General features: G+C 64.8%; 17 protein-coding genes and 2 tRNA genes. 6 read left to right on the forward strand and 13 right to left on the reverse strand.

Annotation, left to right across the window (positions count from 1 at the left end):
• Positions 1 to 173: 173 nt before the first annotated feature.
• Entirely contained in the window at positions 174 to 605 is a 432-nt protein-coding gene (locus C8J42_RS04320) for a hypothetical protein (RefSeq protein ID WP_133018981.1), read from the reverse strand.
• 329 nt (positions 606 to 934) lie between these two features.
• On the opposite strand from C8J42_RS04320, the gene C8J42_RS04325 reads away from it, so the two are divergent.
• On the forward strand, positions 935 to 4,033 hold the full coding sequence (locus C8J42_RS04325) for a TonB-dependent receptor (protein ID WP_133018982.1): 3,099 nt from the start codon (positions 935 to 937) through the stop codon (positions 4,031 to 4,033).
• A 142-nt stretch (positions 4,034 to 4,175) separates the two neighbouring features.
• Here the strand turns inward: C8J42_RS04325 and C8J42_RS04330 are convergent, their stop codons facing one another.
• The gene (locus tag C8J42_RS04330; RefSeq protein ID WP_243644068.1) at positions 4,176 to 5,237 is read right to left on the reverse strand and encodes a hypothetical protein; all 1,062 of its coding nucleotides are present in this window, start codon (positions 5,235 to 5,237) and stop codon (positions 4,176 to 4,178) included.
• 133 nt (positions 5,238 to 5,370) lie between these two features.
• On the opposite strand from C8J42_RS04330, the gene C8J42_RS04335 reads away from it, so the two are divergent.
• Together C8J42_RS04335 and C8J42_RS04340 are read left to right on the forward strand one after the other, a co-directional pair.
• On the forward strand, positions 5,371 to 5,634 hold the full coding sequence (locus C8J42_RS04335; protein ID WP_056062779.1) for a hypothetical protein: 264 nt from the start codon (positions 5,371 to 5,373) through the stop codon (positions 5,632 to 5,634).
• Between the two features lie 19 nt (positions 5,635 to 5,653).
• On the forward strand, positions 5,654 to 6,943 hold the full coding sequence (locus tag C8J42_RS04340; RefSeq protein WP_133018983.1) for an aspartyl/asparaginyl beta-hydroxylase domain-containing protein: 1,290 nt from the start codon (positions 5,654 to 5,656) through the stop codon (positions 6,941 to 6,943).
• 34 nt (positions 6,944 to 6,977) lie between these two features.
• On the opposite strand, the gene C8J42_RS04345 is transcribed toward C8J42_RS04340, so the two are convergent.
• From C8J42_RS04345 to C8J42_RS04355, 3 genes are all read right to left on the reverse strand, one after another.
• Positions 6,978 to 8,111, reverse strand: a complete 1,134-nt coding sequence (locus tag C8J42_RS04345; protein WP_133018984.1) for an aspartyl/asparaginyl beta-hydroxylase domain-containing protein — start codon at positions 8,109 to 8,111, stop codon at positions 6,978 to 6,980.
• Positions 8,112 to 8,421: 310 nt separating this feature from the next.
• Positions 8,422 to 8,496 (reverse strand) — tRNA-Gln (locus C8J42_RS04350).
• 52 nt (positions 8,497 to 8,548) lie between these two features.
• Positions 8,549 to 9,658, reverse strand: coding sequence for a branched-chain amino acid aminotransferase (locus tag C8J42_RS04355; protein ID WP_133018985.1), 1,110 nt, complete (start codon positions 9,656 to 9,658; stop codon positions 8,549 to 8,551).
• Positions 9,659 to 9,717: 59 nt separating this feature from the next.
• Here C8J42_RS04355 and C8J42_RS04360 point away from each other — a divergent pair, with 59 nt between their 5' ends.
• Positions 9,718 to 10,206 carry a helix-turn-helix domain-containing protein gene (locus C8J42_RS04360; RefSeq protein ID WP_120299039.1) on the forward strand — a complete coding sequence of 163 codons (489 nt, stop codon included), beginning with the start codon at positions 9,718 to 9,720 and terminating at the stop codon, positions 10,204 to 10,206.
• Positions 10,207 to 10,336: 130 nt separating this feature from the next.
• Positions 10,337 to 10,410, forward strand: a tRNA-Gly gene (locus tag C8J42_RS04365).
• A 45-nt stretch (positions 10,411 to 10,455) separates the two neighbouring features.
• Here C8J42_RS04365 and C8J42_RS04370 read toward each other — a convergent pair.
• The 3 genes from C8J42_RS04370 to C8J42_RS04380 form a co-directional block, all read right to left on the reverse strand.
• Positions 10,456 to 11,445, reverse strand: a complete 990-nt coding sequence (locus C8J42_RS04370) for a sensor domain-containing diguanylate cyclase (protein ID WP_133018987.1) — start codon at positions 11,443 to 11,445, stop codon at positions 10,456 to 10,458.
• Complete coding sequence (locus C8J42_RS04375) at positions 11,438 to 11,677, reverse strand: hypothetical protein (protein ID WP_133018988.1); 240 nt, start codon at positions 11,675 to 11,677, stop codon at positions 11,438 to 11,440. The genes C8J42_RS04370 and C8J42_RS04375 overlap by 8 nt, the downstream gene beginning before the upstream one ends.
• Before the next feature lie 178 nt (positions 11,678 to 11,855).
• Positions 11,856 to 12,671: an IclR family transcriptional regulator gene (locus C8J42_RS04380; protein ID WP_133018990.1), complete on the reverse strand. Its 816-nt coding sequence runs from the start codon at positions 12,669 to 12,671 to the stop codon at positions 11,856 to 11,858.
• A 164-nt stretch (positions 12,672 to 12,835) separates the two neighbouring features.
• On the opposite strand from C8J42_RS04380, the gene lldD reads away from it, so the two are divergent.
• Positions 12,836 to 13,969 carry an FMN-dependent L-lactate dehydrogenase LldD gene (lldD, locus tag C8J42_RS04385; protein WP_133018991.1) on the forward strand — a complete coding sequence of 378 codons (1,134 nt, stop codon included), beginning with the start codon at positions 12,836 to 12,838 and terminating at the stop codon, positions 13,967 to 13,969.
• Between the two features lie 102 nt (positions 13,970 to 14,071).
• Here lldD and fucP read toward each other — a convergent pair whose 3' ends face one another.
• Genes fucP through C8J42_RS04410 form a run of 5 tightly spaced genes read right to left on the reverse strand, consistent with a single transcriptional unit; the run spans position 14,072 to position 18,997 of the window.
• A complete protein-coding gene (gene fucP, locus C8J42_RS04390) occupies positions 14,072 to 15,349 on the reverse strand; it encodes an L-fucose:H+ symporter permease (protein ID WP_133018992.1) in 1,278 nt (425 codons plus the stop codon).
• A 28-nt stretch (positions 15,350 to 15,377) separates the two neighbouring features.
• Positions 15,378 to 16,130 (reverse strand): SDR family oxidoreductase, encoded by a 753-nt coding sequence (locus C8J42_RS04395; RefSeq protein WP_133018994.1) that lies wholly within the window; start codon positions 16,128 to 16,130, stop codon positions 15,378 to 15,380.
• The gene (locus tag C8J42_RS04400; RefSeq protein WP_133018995.1) at positions 16,127 to 17,404 is read right to left on the reverse strand and encodes an L-fuconate dehydratase; all 1,278 of its coding nucleotides are present in this window, start codon (positions 17,402 to 17,404) and stop codon (positions 16,127 to 16,129) included. The genes C8J42_RS04395 and C8J42_RS04400 overlap by 4 nt, the downstream gene beginning before the upstream one ends.
• The gene (locus C8J42_RS04405) at positions 17,401 to 18,246 is read right to left on the reverse strand and encodes a fumarylacetoacetate hydrolase family protein (RefSeq protein WP_133018996.1); all 846 of its coding nucleotides are present in this window, start codon (positions 18,244 to 18,246) and stop codon (positions 17,401 to 17,403) included. The genes C8J42_RS04400 and C8J42_RS04405 overlap by 4 nt, the downstream gene beginning before the upstream one ends.
• 10 nt (positions 18,247 to 18,256) lie before the next feature.
• Entirely contained in the window at positions 18,257 to 18,997 is a 741-nt protein-coding gene (locus C8J42_RS04410; RefSeq protein ID WP_133018998.1) for an SDR family oxidoreductase, read from the reverse strand.
• Between the last annotated feature and the right edge of the window lie 43 nt (positions 18,998 to 19,040).

Below are 19,040 nucleotides of genomic sequence, written 5' to 3' on the forward strand. Positions count from 1 at the left end.
GCGCTTGGCCGATCCGCGGCAAGCCGGTGTCGTGACTACGCCGTTCAAAGACCTCGCGCCGCGACCGCCAGGCATCCGTAGCGGGCCGAAATCGTCCGTGATCGCCGGTTCGTACCTGCTAGCTCGGGCAGTGAAATCCAAGAGACGCACTCTGACTTATTTTGCCCCAGTCACTAGCGCTGACGCTTCACCAAAACCGGTCGTTCGCCGTCGATCAATGCTTTGAACCCGCCGAAACCAGACTGCTTGATGATGACCGCGGTGCCGGGGCGCGGTGCGAGCGTCAGAGGCTCGATCGTCTCCCACGCCGTATTGTTGGCCAGCTGGATTAAGTAACGCGCGTAACTTGACGACCTTACACCAGTGATCGTCGTCTTCACCTCGGTAACCCTTGTGAGCCGGTCGGCCTCGCCGCCGCCAAGGGGGTTTTTTGCCGCATCTGCGAGCCCAAATCGCTGCTGTTTACGCTCGACGACAGCCGCGCGGTCCAGCGCCAGCAAACTGCCGGACTTGCGCGCGCTCGCTATCTCGCGAGCGGCTGCGTCGAAGCATGACAGCCGAGCAGCATCGGTCGCAACCTGCTGGCATTCGGCAAGCGCGTCCAATGTTCGCGACGAGGTCCGATCGGGGGCGGCGGTCGCCGGTGCACCGCAGGAGACGCCCGCCAGAACGAGGAGTGCAAACGGAACGCAATAGGCACGCAAATCACGCATTGGACTACCTCGAGACGAATAAAGGAAAGAATCTATCGGCCGACACCGGCGGGGGACACTATGTTGCGCTTATGTCACTCTACTGTCGCAAACGGAACCCAAAAGGGCCGAATCGACGATATTCGTTGCAGTGCGCCAATAGCGATCGATACACCTCTCCCAGAGCCGGTTCTTTTCCGGGGGCAAATGCACGGCGATACGCCGGCAAATAAGGGGCTAATATGACATCTGCTGCTCGTGCACACCTGCTTGCGACCACGCTGCTCATGGGAGCGGCGACGCTTGCCACGCCAGTGTTCGCGCAAGTCCAGGGTGACAATTCGGGAATCCGCGCTGGCGGCGCGACCGCAACCCAGGCGACCACGCCGGGCGCGAACGCCCAGGGCGAAGTCGGCATGACGACGTCGGAAGCAGCGCCTGTCAATGATAACAGCCAAGGCGACATCGTCGTCACGGGCTCGCTGATCAAGAACCCTGCGTTGATCGCGTCGGCACCTGTTCAGGTCGTTGGCCAGGAAGAAATCAGGCTCCGCCAGTCGAACACGGCCGAAGACGTTCTTCGCACGCTGCCGGGCGCAACGCCGAGCATCGGTTCGGCCGTCAACAACGGCAATGGCGGCGCATCGTATGTCGATCTTCGCGGTCTTGGGTCGTTCCGTAACGTCGTCCTGATCGACGGCAATCGTATCGCTCCGTCGGGCCTGTTGGGTCGCGTCGATTTGAACAACATTCCGCTCGCATTGGTTGAGCGCGTCGACATGCTGACCGGCGGCGCGGCGACGACTTACGGCGCCGATGCAGTGTCCGGCGTCGTCAACTTCATTACCCGCTCGGATTTCTCCGGGATCGACGCATCGGTGTCCAACCAGATCACCGAGCGTGGCGATGGCGCGTATTTCCGCGGCGATATCACGATCGGCGCGAATTTCGACGATGGTCGTGGCAACGCGGTCTTCTCGGTCGGCTATCAGCAATCGGATCCAGTCTATCAGGGTGACCGGCCTTACTCGATCCAGAACTACGATTCGTTCTCGGGCGCATCGAGCGGCTCGGGCACGACCACCCCATCCGTGTTCACGCTCGGCGGTCGCCGTCAGATCAACCCGACCACGGGCGCACTGTCGACGGCGGTAACGCCGTTCAACTTTAACCCGTACAACATCTTCCAGACGCCGTTCGAGCGTTTCAACATGTATGGCGCAGGCCATTACGCCGTGTCGGACACGGTCGAAGTCTATACCCGTGGCCTGTTCTCGAAGAACACCGTCGACACGATCATCGCGCCGTCGGGCGTCTTCAACTCGTCGGTAGTTGTCCCGCTGTCGAACCCCTATCTCCCAGCAGCAGCGCGTTCGCAGTTCTGCACGGCCGCGGGAATCACGGCAGCGCAGTGCACGGCTGCTGCCGCAGCGACCAGCCCGACCGATCCGAACTTCCGCACGATCACGACCAACCTGTCGCGGCGTACGACCGAGGTCGGTCCGCGCATCTCGAACTACCAGACGACGATTTTCGATTATCGCGCTGGTGTGAAGGTCGGCCTGACGGAAGGCATCAAGCTTGATGTCTCGGGCGGTTATGGCGAATCCGAGAATACTCAGACGCTTCAGGGCTATGTCCTGACGTCGCGAGTCCGCTCGGCAGTATATGCAACCAATACCACGTCCTGCCTGGGCAATGCGCCACAGGGTGCGGCGATCACCGCCGGTAGCGGCTGCGTTCCGCTCAACATTTTCGGCGCAGACGGTTCGATTACCCCGGCGATGACCAACTACATCACGGGCGAAAGCACGACGACCGTCCGGACGTCGCTGGCGCAGGCCCGTGCGGTTCTGAACGGCGATTTCGGCTTTGCCTCGCCATTCGCAAGCGATGCAATTGGCTTTGCGGCTGGCGGCGAATACCGCAAATATCGTGCGTCGCAGCGCTCGGACACGCTGGCGCAGACCGCCGGCGAACTAGGTGGTGCCGGTGGCGCCGCGCCGAACATCGACGGTGGCTATGAGGTAAGCGAAGGCTTCGGCGAGTTGATTGCTCCCCTGGTCCAGGACAAGCCCTTCTTCCAGAGCCTCACTCTCGAAGCAGGCGTCCGCTATTCGCACTACAAGATCCTTGCCGACTCGTCGCCGACGTTCAACACCACCACCTACAAGGGCGGTGGTAGCTGGGAGCCGGCAACCGGTCTGAAACTGCGCGGGACGTATCAGCGGGCCGTGCGGGCTCCGAACATCAGCGAACTTTTCTCGCCGGTGAATACGGGCCTCACCAATCTGTCGACCGATCGTTGCGCGGGTGCTGCGCCGGTCAACAATGCCAACCTCCGTGCGGTCTGCCTTGCGCAGGGCGCGCCGGCGTCGACGATCGGGCTGATCACCAACCCGACGGCAGGGCAGGCGAACATCACCTCCGGTGGCAACATCGCGCTTCGTCCTGAGAAGTCGGACAGCTACACACTTGGTGTCGTGATCCAGCCAACCAGCTTCATTCGCGGGCTGTCGATCACGGTCGATTACTTCAACATCAAGATCAAGGGTGCGATCTCCCAGTATGCTCCTGGCGATCTCATCTCGGCGTGCTTCGACAATCTGGGTGCTGCAAGCGCAACGAGCCCGGCTTGCCTCGCGATCTCGCGCAACCCGGTAACGGGCGGTCTGGATGGCGATCCGGCGACCACCCGTGGTCTGGTCGCGGCAATCTCGAATCTCGGGACGGTCAAGACCGACGGTATCGATCTCAACGTGACCTATCGTACGCCGCTGATCGAGCGCGTTAAGATGGCGTTGGCGTTCCAGGGTAGCTGGGCGAACTCCTCCACCTTCCAGGCAGCGCCTGGGCTCATCAATCGTGAGTGCATCGGCTATTACTCGATCAACTGCGGTGGCGCTGCCAGCGCAGTTGCAGGGGGCTCTGGTTCGATCCAGCCGGAATTCACCTGGAACACGCGTGCGACCTTCACGGTCGACAACAACATCGACCTGTCGGTTCTGTGGCGCCATATCGACGGTGTTCGTCAGGAGCCGGACGATATCGCCAACGGCAACGGGCAGGCCTTCGCTGGCAATCTGTCGGGTGGCGCGCTTGCTGGTCAGGCCGTCGATTTCACGCGTATTCCAGCGTACGATTACATCGATCTGGCAACGCGGATCGGTGTTGCCGAGAATTTCGACCTGACCGTGACGGTGGCCAACCTGTTCGACAAGCAGCCGCCGCTCGTCGGTTCGACGGTTGGTTCCACCAGCTTCAACAGCGGTAACACCTATCCGTCGACGTACGACGCGCTGGGCCGTCGCTTCTCGGTCGCTGCCCGCCTGCACTTCTAGGATCGGTTGCGATCCGACTTCTGGGGTGGCTCTTCGGAGCCACCCTTTTTTTGTCTGCTTTCGAGCGACCCGGTAACGGCACAGTGCTCGCCAGTCCGTCTGATATGGGTTTGACCAGGGGCTCGAGTTGGCTTCGAGGCTTTTAGCCGAGCAGTGGCGCCGGCGGATCGAGCGCCACCCCGGCACCGCGCGCGACGGCTTCAGCCCATATCAGGACCTTATCGATCTCGTCGGCGTACAAGGTTGCGCCGTCCATCTGCTCGCGAGTGCGGTCGGCCGCGCGATAGGTCGTGCCGTCCTTGGCATTGCGCGCAAAGGCTTCGCTATGTTCCAGCGCATCCAGTGTGGCGGTGTTTATCGGCAAGGCATATAAATCGCAGATTGCGTGCAACGCCGCGCGCGGCGCCGCGACCAACGTCTCGCTTTGAAGCGACCGGACCCGGTCTGGGAAGCGGTGGGCAAGCGCCGCAAACAGATCCGCCTGTGCGATCCAGCCGACCGCAGCCGCCTGTAGATCGGTCAGCCGGAAGTAATCCTCAGGCGTAAACCCTAGATCGACCATGCCGTCGGCGAGTTGCTTGGCCAGCAGTTCGCGGACCCATAACCGCCCCCACATCCCCTTTCGCGCGATCGACGTCAGGAACACGCGAAGTGGTGCATACAGGAGCACCGCGCGGGCGTCGGGACGAAGGTTCAACATCGTCGGCGCCAACGCGTTGACGACGTTAGACGGCTTGATGATCATTGCCTCGCCCGGAACGAACGCACGCGCCGATAGTGTAAGCGCGTCGTTGAGCACCTTGGCGATCTTGGCGGGATCGCCGCCGCGATGCCGCCAGCCGACCAGATCGTTGAGGATCACAGGCTCCTTCAACGTCGACGCGAACCCGACGCGATCAAGCGCTCGCGCGAGCAGGGTCGAGCAGCAATAGGCCGAATGAAAGATGAAATGGACCGGATCGACACGCTGTACGGCGGCGGTGGCCTCACGTCGCGCGACGACGACGGGGTTCGCCGCGGTGGGTAGATGTTCGTCGGTCAGGAAGGTCGCTGTGCCACGCATCGCCCGATCCGCCGCGACAAGATGCACGGCGTCGTGTTCCGGATCGTAGCGGTGCGCTAGCCAGCAGGGATCGGCGATCCGTGTGGCATTGCCGGTCGTGTCTCGATTCTTGGGGGGCGTGCTTCGAGCGTGGCTGGTCATCGCTATTGGATGGCATATCGCATTCGCGTTCGCCATCGGCGAAGTACATTGCGAAACCGTCGGATTTGGATTGTGCGCCGACACGAATAAGGCATGATGGCGGTCTTATCGAAAATGTCGAAAAGGGTGGGCAATGATAAAGCAGGTTACGTTCGGTTTGGCGTTCGTCCTCGCGACGGCCCCAGCTATCGCGCAGCAGCCGGCGACCACGGACAAGGTGGCTGACAAGACGGCCAGCAAGCCGCACCCGAAGATCTGCAAGAGATCGGCCCCGGCGGGGTCGATGATCGAAACGCGTCGTGATTGCCACACGCGAGAGGAATGGAACGAGATGGCGCAATCCGCTCGCGCGACGGGCCAGGATATGGTCGATCGGTCCGCGGCGGGCGGCCACTAAGTAGAGCCTCACGGTCATTATGAACGCCGATGTTACTTCGCGGTTAGACGGCCTGCTGCGCGACGCCGATCGCGCGCAGCGCGCGGGCGACAAGGCTAGGGCTACTGCGGCGTTTCGCGATATTCTGGCGATCGCGCCTGACCATCCGGTTGCGCTCAACGCCCTCGGGATGGCGGCGTTGGGTCGTGACGACCGCGCCGCGGCGGAATATTTCGCGCGGGCAGCGGCCGCCGATCCCGCCGCCGCACCGCTGTGGATGAACCTGGCGAGCGCGCATCGCGGGTTGGGCGATGCCGTGGCGGAACGGACCGCACTGGAGCGCGCGCTGGCGCTCGACCAGCGCAACCTGATGGCGAACGTGCGTCTTGCCGAACTGCACGACCGGACCGGCGATGCGGCCCAGGCGGCGTTCCGCTGGGGCGGGGTGGCGACGATCGTCCAGTCGATGGCGGACCGATCGCCACCGCTCGATCAATTGCTGGCGCGCGCGTCGAACCGTATCGCGTTCCATGCGCGTGCGCTGTCGGACGATGTCGATGCCGCGATGCAGCCACTGCGGGCAGTCGCGGACCCTGCGCAGCGTCGCCGGTTCGATGCGTGCGTCGATGCGATGTTGGGGCGTCGGACGATCTACGCACCCGCGCCGCACGGGATGCATTTCCCGTTCCTCCCGGCCGACGAGTTCTTCGCACGCGACCATTTCGCCTGGCTGGCCGAGTTCGAGGCGGCGACGCCCGTCATCCTCGCCGAACTGAAGGCGTTGCTCGCCGAACCGTCGGCGGGCTTCACGCCTTATGTGGCGATGCCGCTCGGCACGCCGGCCAATCTGTGGAGCCCGCTCGATCGCTCGGACCAGTGGAGTGCACGCTATCTGTGGCGCTACGGTGTCCGCGACGATGCGGTCTGCGCGCGGTGTCCGCAGACCGCGGCGATCCTCGATGCGTTGCCGCTGGCGGATATTCCTGGCCGCGCACCGACCGCATTCTTCTCGGTCCTCAAACCGGGCACGCATTTGCCGCCGCATACGGGGGTCAGCAACATCCGCTCGGTCGTGCACCTGCCGCTGATCGTGCCCGACAAATGCGGCTTCCGCGTCGGCGGTGAGACCCGCGAATGGCGCGTCGGCGAGGCGTTCGTGTTCGACGATACGATCGAGCACGAGGCCTGGAACGACAGCGACACGATCCGGGCCGTCCTGATAGTCGATGTCTGGAACCCCCATCTGACGCGCGACGAGACGACGATGCTGCGCCACCTGTTCGGGTCGCTCGGCAGCAAGCTCGGCAATAGCGGAGACGTTGCCGACTGAAGCCGGTGCCCACGGGCCAACCGCGGCGATGGACTCAGCCCGTGTCGATCGCTGCGCCCTGATAGGTGTCGATGGCTTCGAAGATGTCTGTCAACGCGCCGCGTTCGTCGGCGGCCAGTTCGGGCCGCCAAACCTCGAACAGCAGGACGATCCGGGTTTCCGTGCCGCGGTTCCATGCCTCGTGCTCGAACGAATCGTCGAAGATCAGCATCTCGCCGGCTCGCCACGCGCGCGTTTCGGCCCCCACCCGCAGCGCGCATCCCTCGGGAGCGATCAGCGGTAAATGACAGATCAGTCGTGTGTTGAGCATCCCGTGATGCGGCCGAATGTGCGTGCCCGGCTTCAGCAGCGAAAAGATCGCCATCGGCGAGCGGCCCGCGATGATCGGGATCGGTGCTTGCTCGAGTGCGGCCATCGTATGCGGACAGGAGGATGCGTTGGGTTCCACGCGCTCGCCACCGCGCCATAAATGGAACGCGCTCCAGCTTGGATCGTCGAGCAACGGGTTGGCCGGCGCGGGGCGGTCTGGCGTCGATTGGACATAGGGCGCAAAGCCCTTCTCGGCCGCGACGACGCTTTCCACCTCGGCACGCATGTCTGCGGTCGCGGCCTCCATGGCGGCAACCCACGCGAACTCGTCGCGCTCGAAGAACGCACGCTGCGCAAGCCCGGGAAAATAGAACATCGACGGCTGTTGCAGATACAGTTCACGCCGTCCGAGCAGCAGGTCGAGCGCGTACCGCGTACGCCCTCCCGATACGCCAGCGGCAAGACCCGTCCCCGCCAGCGCATCGCCGAGATGTGCGGCAAACCGTTTCGCGCAATCCGCCAGGAATGCCTCCCCCGCCTTCAGCATCGGCACCAGCACGGGCGCGATCGGGGCATCCGGCAGGGTGGCGACGTTCAGTGCAGTGCGATAGAATGATTGCGCCGCACGCTCGTCGCCGCGTCGGACCTTCAGCGCGGCCATCGTCAACAGCGCAGCCAGGTGGCGTGGTTCTGCTGCCAGGAAATGCACCAGCGCGGTTTCCGCCTCGTCGTCGCGGCCGAGCGACTGTGCGGCTTGTGCGATCAGGAACCAAGGCGCGGGCATGCCCGGTGCCCCGTCGCGTAGAAGGGACAGCGCTTCATAGGCGCGTGCCGCATTACCGTTGCGGAGCGCAGCCATCCCCTCGCGCGCGAGAGTTTCTGCTTGAGGCCGGGTCAGTTGCATTCCTCCAGCGTAACGATGTGGAGGCGGATGCCAAGTGTACGGGGTCTCACCTGGCTTGAGGTGAGGCATGCTCCGGCCCGGGAATGCCACGCGACCACGATGGGCGCATTTCGAGGTGCCATAATCGATCAGGCAACGCGGCGATTAGCGACCTGGAGCGAAGCCAAGGCGGTGACCAGTCCGCGGCCACGCCGTTGGCACAGTCGGCCGTGCTACTGGCGGCGGCTTGCCGATAAATACGGCAGATCCGGAATATGGAAAGACTTGGCTGGGGCGGCAGGGTTCGAACCTGCGCATGGCGGCATCAAAAGCCGCTGCCTTACCACTTGGCGACGCCCCAACAGAGGCGGCCTTATAGCGGGGCAGCGGCGCGTGAAAAGCCCTTGTGGACGTCAATCCGCGAGATGGTGCAGCCAGTTGTTCTCGTCCGGCGCCGTGCCGCGCTGGATAGATACGAGCGCGTCGCGCATCCGCATCGTCAGCGCACCCGGAGCGCCGTCACCGATCGTGAAGTGGCCCTCGGGACTGGCGACGGTGCCGATCGGCGTGACGACCGCCGCAGTACCGCAGGCGAATGCTTCGACCAGACGGCCGCTCGCCGCGTCGGCGCGCCACTGGTCGATCGTGTAGCCTTCCTCGCGGACCGTAATGCCGTTCGCGCGGGCGAGCGTCAGGATCGAGTCGCGGGTGATGCCGGGCAGGATCGTGCCGGTCAGGGCAGGGGTCGCCATGCTGCCGTCGTCGAACACGAAGAAGATGTTCATGCCGCCGAGTTCCTCGACCCAGCGCCGCTCGGCGGCATCGAGGAAGACCACCTGGTCGCAACCGTTGCGGATCGCCTCGGACTGCGCGAGCAGGCTGGCGGCGTAGTTGCCGCCGCACTTGGCAGCACCAGTGCCGCCCTGAGCAGCGCGCGTGTATTGCTGGCTCACCCAGATCGACACGGTGGGGGCGCCGCCCTTGAAATAGGCGCCGACCGACGAGGCGAGCACCATGTAGAGATATTCGGCCGACGGCTTCACGCCAAGGAACACTTCGGAGGCGAACATGAATGGGCGCAGATACAGCGCGCCGCCATCGCTCTCCGGGATCCAGTTCGCGTCGGTCTTTACGAGGCGCTCGACCGATTCGAGGAACAGCTCGGTCGGCAGCTCGGGCATCGCCAGGCGTCGTGCCGAATCCTGGAAACGGCGTGCATTCGCCTCGGGGCGGAACAGCGCGGTGCCGCCATCCGCGAGTCGATACGCCTTCATCCCCTCGAAGATCTCCTGCGCGTAATGCAGCACCGACGACGCCGGATCGATCGTCAGCGGCGCGCGCGCGGTGATGCGCGCGTCATGCCAGCCCTCGGTCTCGCTGTAGCGGATCATCGCCATGTGATCGGTGAAGACCCGTCCAAATCCGGGATCGATAAGCCGCTTCGCCCGCTCGTTCGCCTCGACCGGAGTCGCGTTCGGCTCATGGCGGAAGGCGGAAGACGGCGTAAAAGCTGGAACGGACATCGAAAATCTCTCTCGTTGCGGGTTGCCGACGACTACGGGCGATGTCTAAACCGGTCAACATGTCTGCCACAGCTTCGTCCGCCTCACCCCTGTTCCTTCGCGAACCCGAACTCCGCCGCGGCATGGAGCTGCTGTACTTCGGCTATAGCCACCTGACCCGGTCGATCGACCAGGGTCTTGCCGAAGAGGGGCTGGGCCGCGCGCACCACCGAGCGTTGTATTTCATCGCGCGCAAGCCCGACATGACGGTGAGCGAACTGCTGTCGCTGCTGGCGATCACCAAGCAGTCGCTGGGACGCGTGCTGAACGAACTCGCCGACCGCAAGCTGGTCGAGACGCGGCCGGGCGAACGTGACCGACGGCAGCGGTTGCTGCGGCTTACGGTCGAGGGCTCGAAGATGGAGCGCGAATTGTTCGAGGCCGCGCGGATTCGGATGGCCGAGGCGTATGCGAGCGCCGGGCAGAGCGCGGTATCGGGGTTCTGGGCGGTGCTCGAGGGACTGGTGCCCGAGGCGGACCGTTCGCAGGTGTTCGGCCTGCGCGGCTAGTCGGTTCGCCGGAGGGCAGGCGGACTCACGCGGGACGATTTGGCGTTGACGTCGCTGCAAGGACTGTGGCACTCGGCCGGTCATCGAGAGCCGGTGCAGGATCCGGACCGACAGGCGTAGACCGCCGTTAGCGGGTGTAGCTCAATGGTAGAGCTTTTGCTTCCCAAGCAAGTGACGAGGGTTCGATTCCCTTCACCCGCTCCACGTTTTCGCTGAAATCATGAACGTCGCCGTTCCGCGTCCGCCGTTCTACGACGGATCGGCGAGTTGCGTACGGTTCCTGCCGCCGGATTTCGCCGCGTAGAGCATCATGTCGGCCCGTTCGAGCCAGGCGGTTAGCGTGCTGAAAGATGCGGACAGTTCAGCCACGCCGAAGCTCGCGGTTACGTGGATCGTACCGCCGCCATGGAGCGTCATCGGATGTTCGGCGATGGTATTCCGAAGTCGCTCCGCGACGACGAGGGCTGCCGCGCCGCTGGTTTCCGGCATCAGGAGGGCGAATTCCTCGCCGCCGAGACGACCGAACAGATCGCAAGGGCGTAGCGTGGTTTCGGCAAGGCTGGCGATCTGCTTCAGGACCTGATCGCCGATCGAGTGGCCGTAAGTATCGTTCACCCGCTTGAAATGGTCGACGTCGATCATGATCAGCGAACTTGCCCGCCCGTAGCGAAGCGTACGCTCCATTTCCCGTTGCGCCTGATCCACGAAGCCACGTCGGGTCAACGCGCCGGTAAGGTGATCGACTTGTGCGATCAGCCGCAGTTCGAGTTCGTCGCAAACGATGTTGGCGAAATTGCTCAGGATGGCGATGTCCGCGGGGCTGAACCGTCTGGGCCGGGTATCCATGGCGCACAGCGCCCCGACATTATATCCTTCGGGCGTGCGCAGGGGGATGCCTGCATAGCTCCGCACATAGGGCGGGCCCACGACCAGCGGACTTTCGGCGAACCTCGGGTCGCCCAGCGCGTTTTCGATGATCAACGGGTCGCGTTGCTGGATCGTATGCGTGCAGAAAGATACCGCGCGGGGCGTTTCGCTCTGCTCCATGCCGCGGCGTGCCTTGAACCATTGCCGATCGCGATCGACAAGCGTCACGGTCGCTACGGGTACCGCGAGCACCGTGCGGACGAGCGTGACGATCTTTTCGAACGGCTCTTCGACCGCGGTGTCGAGCACGTCGAGGCGTCGCAAGGCTGCGACCCGGCCATCGTCGTCGTCGAGCAGCAGGGCGTTATCCATGATCCGGTGCCTTCATCATCGCGCGGATTGCTACGGTGAGATCGTCGGCATAGCTGTCGACCAGAGTGCGGATGCTCGCATCGACGACGTCCTCGCCGAGTCCCGCCGCCCGCAGGCTGACGATCAGTTCGGCAAGATGCGCCTGGTGACGCTGTACGCTGGCCAACAACTCCGCGGGGATCTCAAGCGGTTCCGCCACGCTGGGGGTAGGCTGAAGTTGATCGATGCGCACTTTCGGCCCCTCATGGTGGTCCCGAGTCTTTACAACCGAACGGTTAACAGAGCTCAAACGAAGGAGTGCGACACTATGGCAGAACGAAGAGGCTGAGCGGTACCGCATCGATGCGAACGATGACGCGTGCCTTGTGCCACTCGCCAGTACTGGCTCGCGTAAACGACGTGGCGGACCGTCAGGCGGACGTTACGGTCGGCGCATACCAGCCGAGCGCTTGCGAGATCTGCGTTGCGGTGCGCTTCAGCGCGACCAGTGCTTCGTCCGCGGAGATATGCGGAGTCTCGTCGATGACCTCGAGGAACGGGATGGTCAGCGCCGCAACGACGTGGCCGTCAAAGCCGAAAATCGGGCAACTGATGTCGGAAACGCCGCTCATCCGTGCGCTGCGGATCGATTCATAGCCGCGTTCGCGAATGGCGGCGAAGGCGGCGTCGAGCGCGTCGCGGGCCGCCGGGTCCATCGTTTGGTCGAGTATCGTGGATCGGGCATCGTCGGTCATGAAGGCGAGCAGGACGTGACCCGAGCAGTTCGTCGCCAAGGCTATGCTGGTGCCGAGACGGACGGCGAAACCGGTCGGGCCGGGGCTTTCCTGCCGAAGGATGATCAGGCCCGACGTGCCGTTGACGACGACGAGATGGCAGGATTGCATCGCGGTCGCCGCCAAGGTCAGCATCAGCGGCGCGGCGACGTGCGTCAGTTCCTGCGCGGGGGTCGCGCGGTGCGCGGTTTCGAGGAGCTTGTAGGTCACGCGGTAGCGATCGCTGCCGGGATCCTTGTGCAGCCAACCGCGCCGGTCGAGCACGACGATCACGCGGAAGAGTTCGCTGATCGACCGCGCGAGGCGAGCGGCGATTTCGCTGACCGTAAGGCCGTTCGGTTCGCGCGCGAGCAGTTCGATGATGTCGATCGCCTTTTCCAGCGCGGGCGCCGAATAGACGCGCGGACTGGCGCTATTGGTGTCTGGCGGGGGCGGCGGCGAGGGAAGCGGCATGGTCGAAGCTATCGTGATTGCGGGCGCGATCCTTATGCCGCAAGCGCGCGGCGTCGAAACAACAATCTTTCATATCTGAAAGTTGCTGGCGGGGGCGTTGGCTTGCTAGGGGACGTTGCACGCCGCGATTTCGGGATCGATGTGCACAATATGGGAGACTCTGCATGACGATCGCCTCGACGCTCGATTTCCGCGAGGCCGCACGCAAGCGGCTGCCGCGGTTCCTCTTCGAGTATGCCGATGGCGGCTCCTACGCGGAGGCGACGCTCGCGCGCAACGTCAGCGACCTCTCTGGGATCGCGCTACGCCAGCGGGTGTTGCGCGATGTTTCGGATCTCGATCTGTCGACGACGCTGTTCGGCCAGCATCAGGCGTTGCCGGTCGGGCTTGGGCCGGTCGGGATCGCGGGCATGTACCATCGGCGCGGCGAGACGCAGGCGGCGCGGGCTGCGCATGCCGCGGGCGTGCCGTTCTGCCTGTCGACGGTGTCGCTCTGTTCGCTCGGCGAAGTGGTGAAGGCGGCGCCGACCGGGCCGACCTGGTTTCAGCTCTACGTCATTCGCGACCGCGCGTTCATGCGCGATCTGCTTGCCACGGCGAAAGCGGAAGGCGCGAAGGCACTGGTGTTCACGGTCGACATGCCGGTGCCGGGCGCGCGCTACCGCGATCAGCATTCGGGAATGTCGGGGCCGCGCGCGCCGCTGCGCCGGATGTTGCAGGCGATGGGGCGTCCCGGCTGGGCATGGGACGTGGGCTTGCGCGGGCGGCCGCACCAGCTCGGCAATCTGGAGCCGGTGCTGGGCAAGGCGAGCGGGCTGAACGATTACATGGGCTGGCTTGGCAGCAATTTCGATCCGTCGATCGCGTGGAAGGATCTCGAATGGATCCGCGAAGGTTGGGACGGGCCGCTGATCATCAAGGGCATCCTCGACCCCGACGACGCGCGGGAGGCGGCGGCGATCGGTGCGGACGGGATCGTGGTGTCGAACCATGGCGGGCGGCAGCTCGACGGCGTGCTGTCGAGCGCGGCGGCGCTGCCGGCGATCGCGGAGGCGGTGAAGGGACAGCTTACGGTGCTGGCGGATTCGGGCGTGCGGTCGGGGCTCGACGTGGTGCGGATGCTGGCGTTGGGAGCGGATGGCGTGTTGTTGGGGCGGGCATGGCTGTATGCGCTGGCGGCGCGGGGGGAAGCTGGCGTGACGCAATTGCTGACGCTGATCGAGCGGGAGATGCGCGTGGCGATGGCGCTGACGGGGGTGCGGTCGATTGCGGAGATCGACCGGAGTATTCTGGTCTAGTCTTCAACCTCGTGACAAGCATGTTTCCCCGCGAAGGCGGGGACCCAGACTGGGCCCCCGCCTTCGCGGGAGAACAAGGAGGTGGGTGGCGCGCTAGGTTACTCAGTGGATCGTCGGCTGAAGCGCCTCACCCGACAGCGTCCGCCCGGCCTTTACCGCAAACGCCAGTACCACCAGGAAGCACACTGCCGGCACCAGCATCGCGGTATCGATCCCGGCAAGGTCGGAGATATGCCCCATCAGCCCGGTCAGCACCGCGCCACCGATGATCGCCATGATGATCAGCGACGCGCCCGCGCGACGGAGCGGGCCCAGCCCGTCCATGCCGAGCGCGAAGATCGTCGGGAACTGGATCGACATGAACAGGCTGGCGAGCACCAGGGCGTACAACCCGACCTGCCCACCGACGAGACCCGCGACGGCGGCAAGCACGGCGCTGACCACCGCGAAGATCGCGAGCAGGCGAGGGGGTGCGATCTTGCCCATCAGTGCGGTACCGGCGAAGCGGCCGATTCCGAACAGCACGAGGCTGGCGAACAGGTAATCCGCGGCATCGTGCTCGGCCATGCCGGGGACGTTCGCCTGCGCATAGCGGATCGTATAGCTCCAGATGCCGACCTGCGCGCCGACGTAGAAGAACTGTGTTACCGTGGCGAAGATCAGCCGCGGGTGGCGGAACACGTCGACGAACCGCGAGGGTGCGCCGACGGTCTCTTCGGCACGGTGCTCGGGAAAGCGGATCACCGCGGCGGCGACCGCGAACAGCAGCACGACGAGGCCGATCACCAGATACGGCGTCTGCACCGCGACGACTTCGCCGCGATAGAATGCTTCGCGCGCCACTGGGCTCATCGCCGCGACCGCGCTCTCGTCGTGGACGATCGCCGACAGGATGAAATACTTGCCGATCAGCACACCCGCGACGGTACCGACCGGGTTCGCCGCCTGTGCCCAGTTCAGGCGCTTGGCTGCGGTCGTCGGGTCGCCGAGTTCGGTCATCAGCGGGTTCGCCGACGTTTCGAGAAACGCCAGCCCGCACGCGATCACGAACAGCGCGGCGAGGAAATACAGATACTCCCCGTAATGCGCCGCGGGATAGAAGAGCAGCGCCCCCGCCGCATACAGCACCAGCCCGGTGACGATCGCGGTCTTGTAGCCCTTCGCGCGCGTCACTAGCGCGGCCGGCACCGCGAGCAGGAAATAGCCCATGTAGAAGGCCTGCTGGACGAAGCTCGTTTGGAAATCGGTGAGGGTGAACGCCTTCTTGAACTGCGCGATCAGGATGTCGTTGAGGTTGTTCGCCATCCCCCAGAGGAAGAACAGCGCGACCGTCAGCACGATCGCCGGCACATATTTCCTGTCGGCGGTCGTTCCGCTCATGATCCACTCCTGATTATGTTTATGTTTGTCAGTCTATCGCGCGGTCGAGATGGGTGTAGCCACCATCGACGTAGAGCCACTGCCCAGTGGTGTGGCTTGCCCGGTCGGACAGCAGGAAGACCACCGTGTCGGCGATCTCGCGATCCTCGGTCATGCGGTGGCCGAGCGGTATCCGCGACACGATGCCGTCGAGCTTGGCCTGCGGATCGTCGAACGTATCGATCCAGCGCCTGTAGAGCGGCGTCATCACTTCGGCCGGGATCACCGCATTGACGCGGATCCCGTCGCCCCGCAGCGCGACCGCCCATTCGCGGGTCAGCGCAAGCTGCGCGCCCTTCGCGGCGGCGTACGCGCTGGTGTCGCCCTGACCTGTGACTGCCGTCTTCGACGAGATGTTGACGATCGCGCCGCCGGTCTTGCGCAGATGCGGCACCGCGTGATGCGCCATCGCGAAATAATGCACGAGGTTCTGGTCGAGCGAGGCGCGGAATTCAGCCGGCGTTCGGTCCAGCCCGATATTGTCGTTGGCACCGGCATTGTTCACCAGCCCGTCGATCCGGCCATAGCGTGCGACCGCCGCTTCGACCGCCGCCGCGCACGCGGCGTCGTTAGACAATTCGGTCGCGACGAACAGATGCTCGGCCGCGAAGTCCTCGGGTGCGCTGCGCGACACGATCACCGGGATCGCGCCTTCCTCGGCCAGCCCGCGGGCGATGGCGAGGCCGATACCGGCCCCGCCACCCGTGACGATCACGACCTTGCCGTCCAGCCCCAGCTTCATCCCGCGAACCGATAGTCGATCAGCGACTGCGGCTTCATCTCGATCGAATAGCCCGGCAGCGTCGGCGGCATGTACGCGGCATCGCGGATCACGCAGGGGTCGACGAAATGCTCGTGGAGATGGTCGACATACTCGATCACGCGCCCCTCCTTGGTCCCGGAGAAGCAGAGATAGTCGATCATCGAGAGATGCTGGACATATTCGCACAGCCCGACGCCGCCCGCATGCGGACACACCGGCAGGTCGTACCGGGCCGCCAGCAACAGCACCGCGAGCACTTCATTGACGCCGCCCAGACGGCAGCTGTCGATCTGCACGACGTCGATCGCGCCCGCCGCCATGAACTGTTTGAACATGATGCGGTTCTGGCACATCTCGCCGGTCGCGACCTTCACCTCGCCGATCGCGTTGCGGATCGCCTGGTGGCCGAGGATATCGTCGGGGCTGGTCGGTTCCTCGATGAACCACGGCTTGGCGAAGGCGAGTGCGTTAACCCACTCGATCGCCTGCGGGACGTCCCACACCTGGTTCGCATCGATCATCAGCTTCCGGTCGGGCCCGAGCACTTCGCGCGCGATCGTCAGGCGACGGATGTCGTCCGCGAGATCGCGACCGACCTTCAGCTTGATATAATCGAAGCCGGCATCGACCGCCTCCTGCGCGAGCCGACGCAACTTGTCGTCGGGATAACCGAGCCAGCCCGCGGACGTGGTGTAGCAGGGGAAGCCGGTCGCCTCGAGATCGGCGATCCGCGCTGCCTTGCCCTCCGCGCGCTTCGTCAGCAGCGTGAGCGCGTCTTCCGGCGTGATCGCGTCGGTCAGGTATCGGAAGTCGATCGTCCGGACCAATTCCTCGGGGGTCATGTCCGCGACGAGCCGCCAGACGGGCTTGCCGACCGCCTTCGCCCACAAATCCCAGATCGCATTGACGACCGCGCCGGTCGCGAGGTGGATCGCGCCCTTGTCGGGGCCGATCCAACGCAACTGGCTGTCGCCGGTCAGATGCCGCCACATCCGCCCCGGATTCTCGATGATCCAGTCGAGGTCGAGCCCGATGACGAGATGCCGCATCGCCTCGATCGCCGCGACGCAGATGTCGTTGCCGCGACCGATCGTGAAGGTCAGGCCGTGACCTTCGAGCCCATCCGTATCCGTGTCCAGCACGACATAGGCGGCCGAGTAGTCCGGATCGGGGTTCATCGCGTCGGACCCGTCGAGCCCCGCGCTGGTCGGGAAACGAAGGTCGATCGTCCGCAGGCCGGTGATGGTCGTCACGCGGCGGCGACCATCGTCTGAGTCTGCTCGCCGAGGCCGTCGATGCCCAGGCGGACGGTCTGGCCTGCACGCAAATACACCGGCGGCTTCTGGCCTAGGCCGACGCCCTTGGGCGTACCCGTCGAGATGATGTCGCCGGCTTCGAGCGTGCAGAAGTCGCTAAGGTAGGAGACGATCGTCGCGACGTCGAAGATCATGTTGGCGGTGGTGCCGTCCTGATACCGATGGCCGTCGACTTCGAGCCACAGACCCAGCTTTTGGGGATCGCCGACCTCGTCCGCGGTGACGAGCCAGGGACCGATCGGCCCGAACGTATCGCAGCCCTTGCCCTTGTCCCACGTACCGCCGCGCTCGAGCTGGAACGCGCGCTCGGACACGTCGTGGACGACGCAATAGCCGGCGACGTGCGACAGCGCGTCTTTCTTGGCGATGTGGCGGCCGGGCGTACCGATGACGACGCCGAGTTCGACCTCCCAGTCGGTCTTCTCCGAGCCGCGCGGGATCTCGACGTCGTCGTTCGGGCCCTGGATGGCGCTGGTCCATTTGCCGAACACGACCGGCTCGGCGGGGAGGTCCATGTTGCTCTCGGCGGCGTGGTCCGAATAGTTCAGGCCGATGCAGATGAACTTGCCGGTGCGCGTGACGCATGGTCCGATCCGAGGCGCGCCGTCGACCTTGGGCAAGGTCGTCACGTCGAGCGCGGCGATTTTCGCGAGCCCCTCGGGCGACAGCAGTTCACCGGCGATATCGCCGAGGTCCGCGGGCAGCGCGCGGATCGCGCCGTCCTGATCGAGGATGCCGGGCTTTTCCTGGCCGCGCGGGCCGTAACGCAATAATTTCATCGGATGATCCTTAGTTGACCCAGCCGCCGTCGATCACGTGGACCGCGCCGGTGGTGAAGCTCGATTCGTCGCTGGCGAGATACAGGAACAGCGCGGCGATCTCTTCGGCGCGGCCCAGCCGGCCCATCGGCTGGCGCGCGACGAACGCGGCGTCGGCCTCGCTCACGGAAATGCCCTGCGTCCCTGCCTGCGAGACGATGCGTTCGCGCAAGGACGGTGTCTCGATCGTCCCCGGGCACACACAGTTGCAGCGGATCCCGCGACCGACGAAATCGGCCGCAACGGCCTTGGTCAGCCCAACCACCGCCGCCTTCGACGCGCCATAGGCGTAGCGGTTGGGGATGCCCTTCACGCTCGACGCGATGCTGCTCATGTTGACGATCGCGCCGCCGCCGCGCGCGAGCATGCCGGGCAGGAACGCGCGGGTCATGCGGTGCATAGCGTGGACGTTGAGGTCGAACGACAGCATCCAGTCGTCGTCGCTACCTTGCAGGATGTCGCCCGCCGCGACGAAGCCGGCGACGTTGGCGAGAATGTCGATGTCGCCGATCGTGGCGGGCAGTGCGGCGATCGCGTCGGCGTCGAGCAGGTCAACGACGAGACGTTCGACGCCGTCGATCGCCTGCAGCGCATCGCCGTCGCGGTCGAGCGCGAAGACCCGTGCGCCCTCGTCACGGAAGCGTTCTGCGGTGGCGCGGCCGATGCCTTGTGCCGCCGCGGTCACTACCGCGGTCTTGCCGGACAGTCTCATTCCATCTCCTGCGCGTCATTGTGCGTTTCGGTGGTTTTATTAG

It is taken from the genome of Sphingomonas sp. PP-CE-1A-559 (genome assembly GCF_004340965.1).
Classification (GTDB): domain Bacteria; phylum Pseudomonadota; class Alphaproteobacteria; order Sphingomonadales; family Sphingomonadaceae; genus Sphingomonas.

Excerpts from the sequence above, each read along its gene's own strand:
- C8J42_RS04325 (WP_133018982.1), top strand. The coding sequence starts at position 935 with ATGACATCTGCTGCTCGTGCACACCTGCTTGCGACCACGCTGCTCATG.
- C8J42_RS04330 (WP_243644068.1), bottom strand. The coding sequence starts at position 5,237 with ATGACCAGCCACGCTCGAAGCACGCCCCCCAAGAATCGAGACACGACC.
- C8J42_RS04335 (WP_056062779.1), top strand. The coding sequence starts at position 5,371 with ATGATAAAGCAGGTTACGTTCGGTTTGGCGTTCGTCCTCGCGACGGCC.
- C8J42_RS04340 (WP_133018983.1), top strand. The coding sequence starts at position 5,654 with ATGAACGCCGATGTTACTTCGCGGTTAGACGGCCTGCTGCGCGACGCC.
- C8J42_RS04345 (WP_133018984.1), bottom strand. The coding sequence starts at position 8,111 with ATGGCTGCGCTCCGCAACGGTAATGCGGCACGCGCCTATGAAGCGCTG.
- C8J42_RS04355 (WP_133018985.1), bottom strand. The coding sequence starts at position 9,658 with ATGTCCGTTCCAGCTTTTACGCCGTCTTCCGCCTTCCGCCATGAGCCG.
- C8J42_RS04360 (WP_120299039.1), top strand. The coding sequence starts at position 9,718 with ATGTCTGCCACAGCTTCGTCCGCCTCACCCCTGTTCCTTCGCGAACCC.
- C8J42_RS04370 (WP_133018987.1), bottom strand. The coding sequence starts at position 11,445 with ATGGATAACGCCCTGCTGCTCGACGACGACGATGGCCGGGTCGCAGCC.
- C8J42_RS04380 (WP_133018990.1), bottom strand. The coding sequence starts at position 12,671 with ATGCCGCTTCCCTCGCCGCCGCCCCCGCCAGACACCAATAGCGCCAGT.
- lldD (WP_133018991.1), top strand. The coding sequence starts at position 12,836 with ATGACGATCGCCTCGACGCTCGATTTCCGCGAGGCCGCACGCAAGCGG.
- fucP (WP_133018992.1), bottom strand. The coding sequence starts at position 15,349 with ATGAGCGGAACGACCGCCGACAGGAAATATGTGCCGGCGATCGTGCTG.
- C8J42_RS04395 (WP_133018994.1), bottom strand. The coding sequence starts at position 16,130 with ATGAAGCTGGGGCTGGACGGCAAGGTCGTGATCGTCACGGGTGGCGGG.
- C8J42_RS04405 (WP_133018996.1), bottom strand. The coding sequence starts at position 18,246 with ATGAAATTATTGCGTTACGGCCCGCGCGGCCAGGAAAAGCCCGGCATC.
- C8J42_RS04410 (WP_133018998.1), bottom strand. The coding sequence starts at position 18,997 with ATGAGACTGTCCGGCAAGACCGCGGTAGTGACCGCGGCGGCACAAGGC.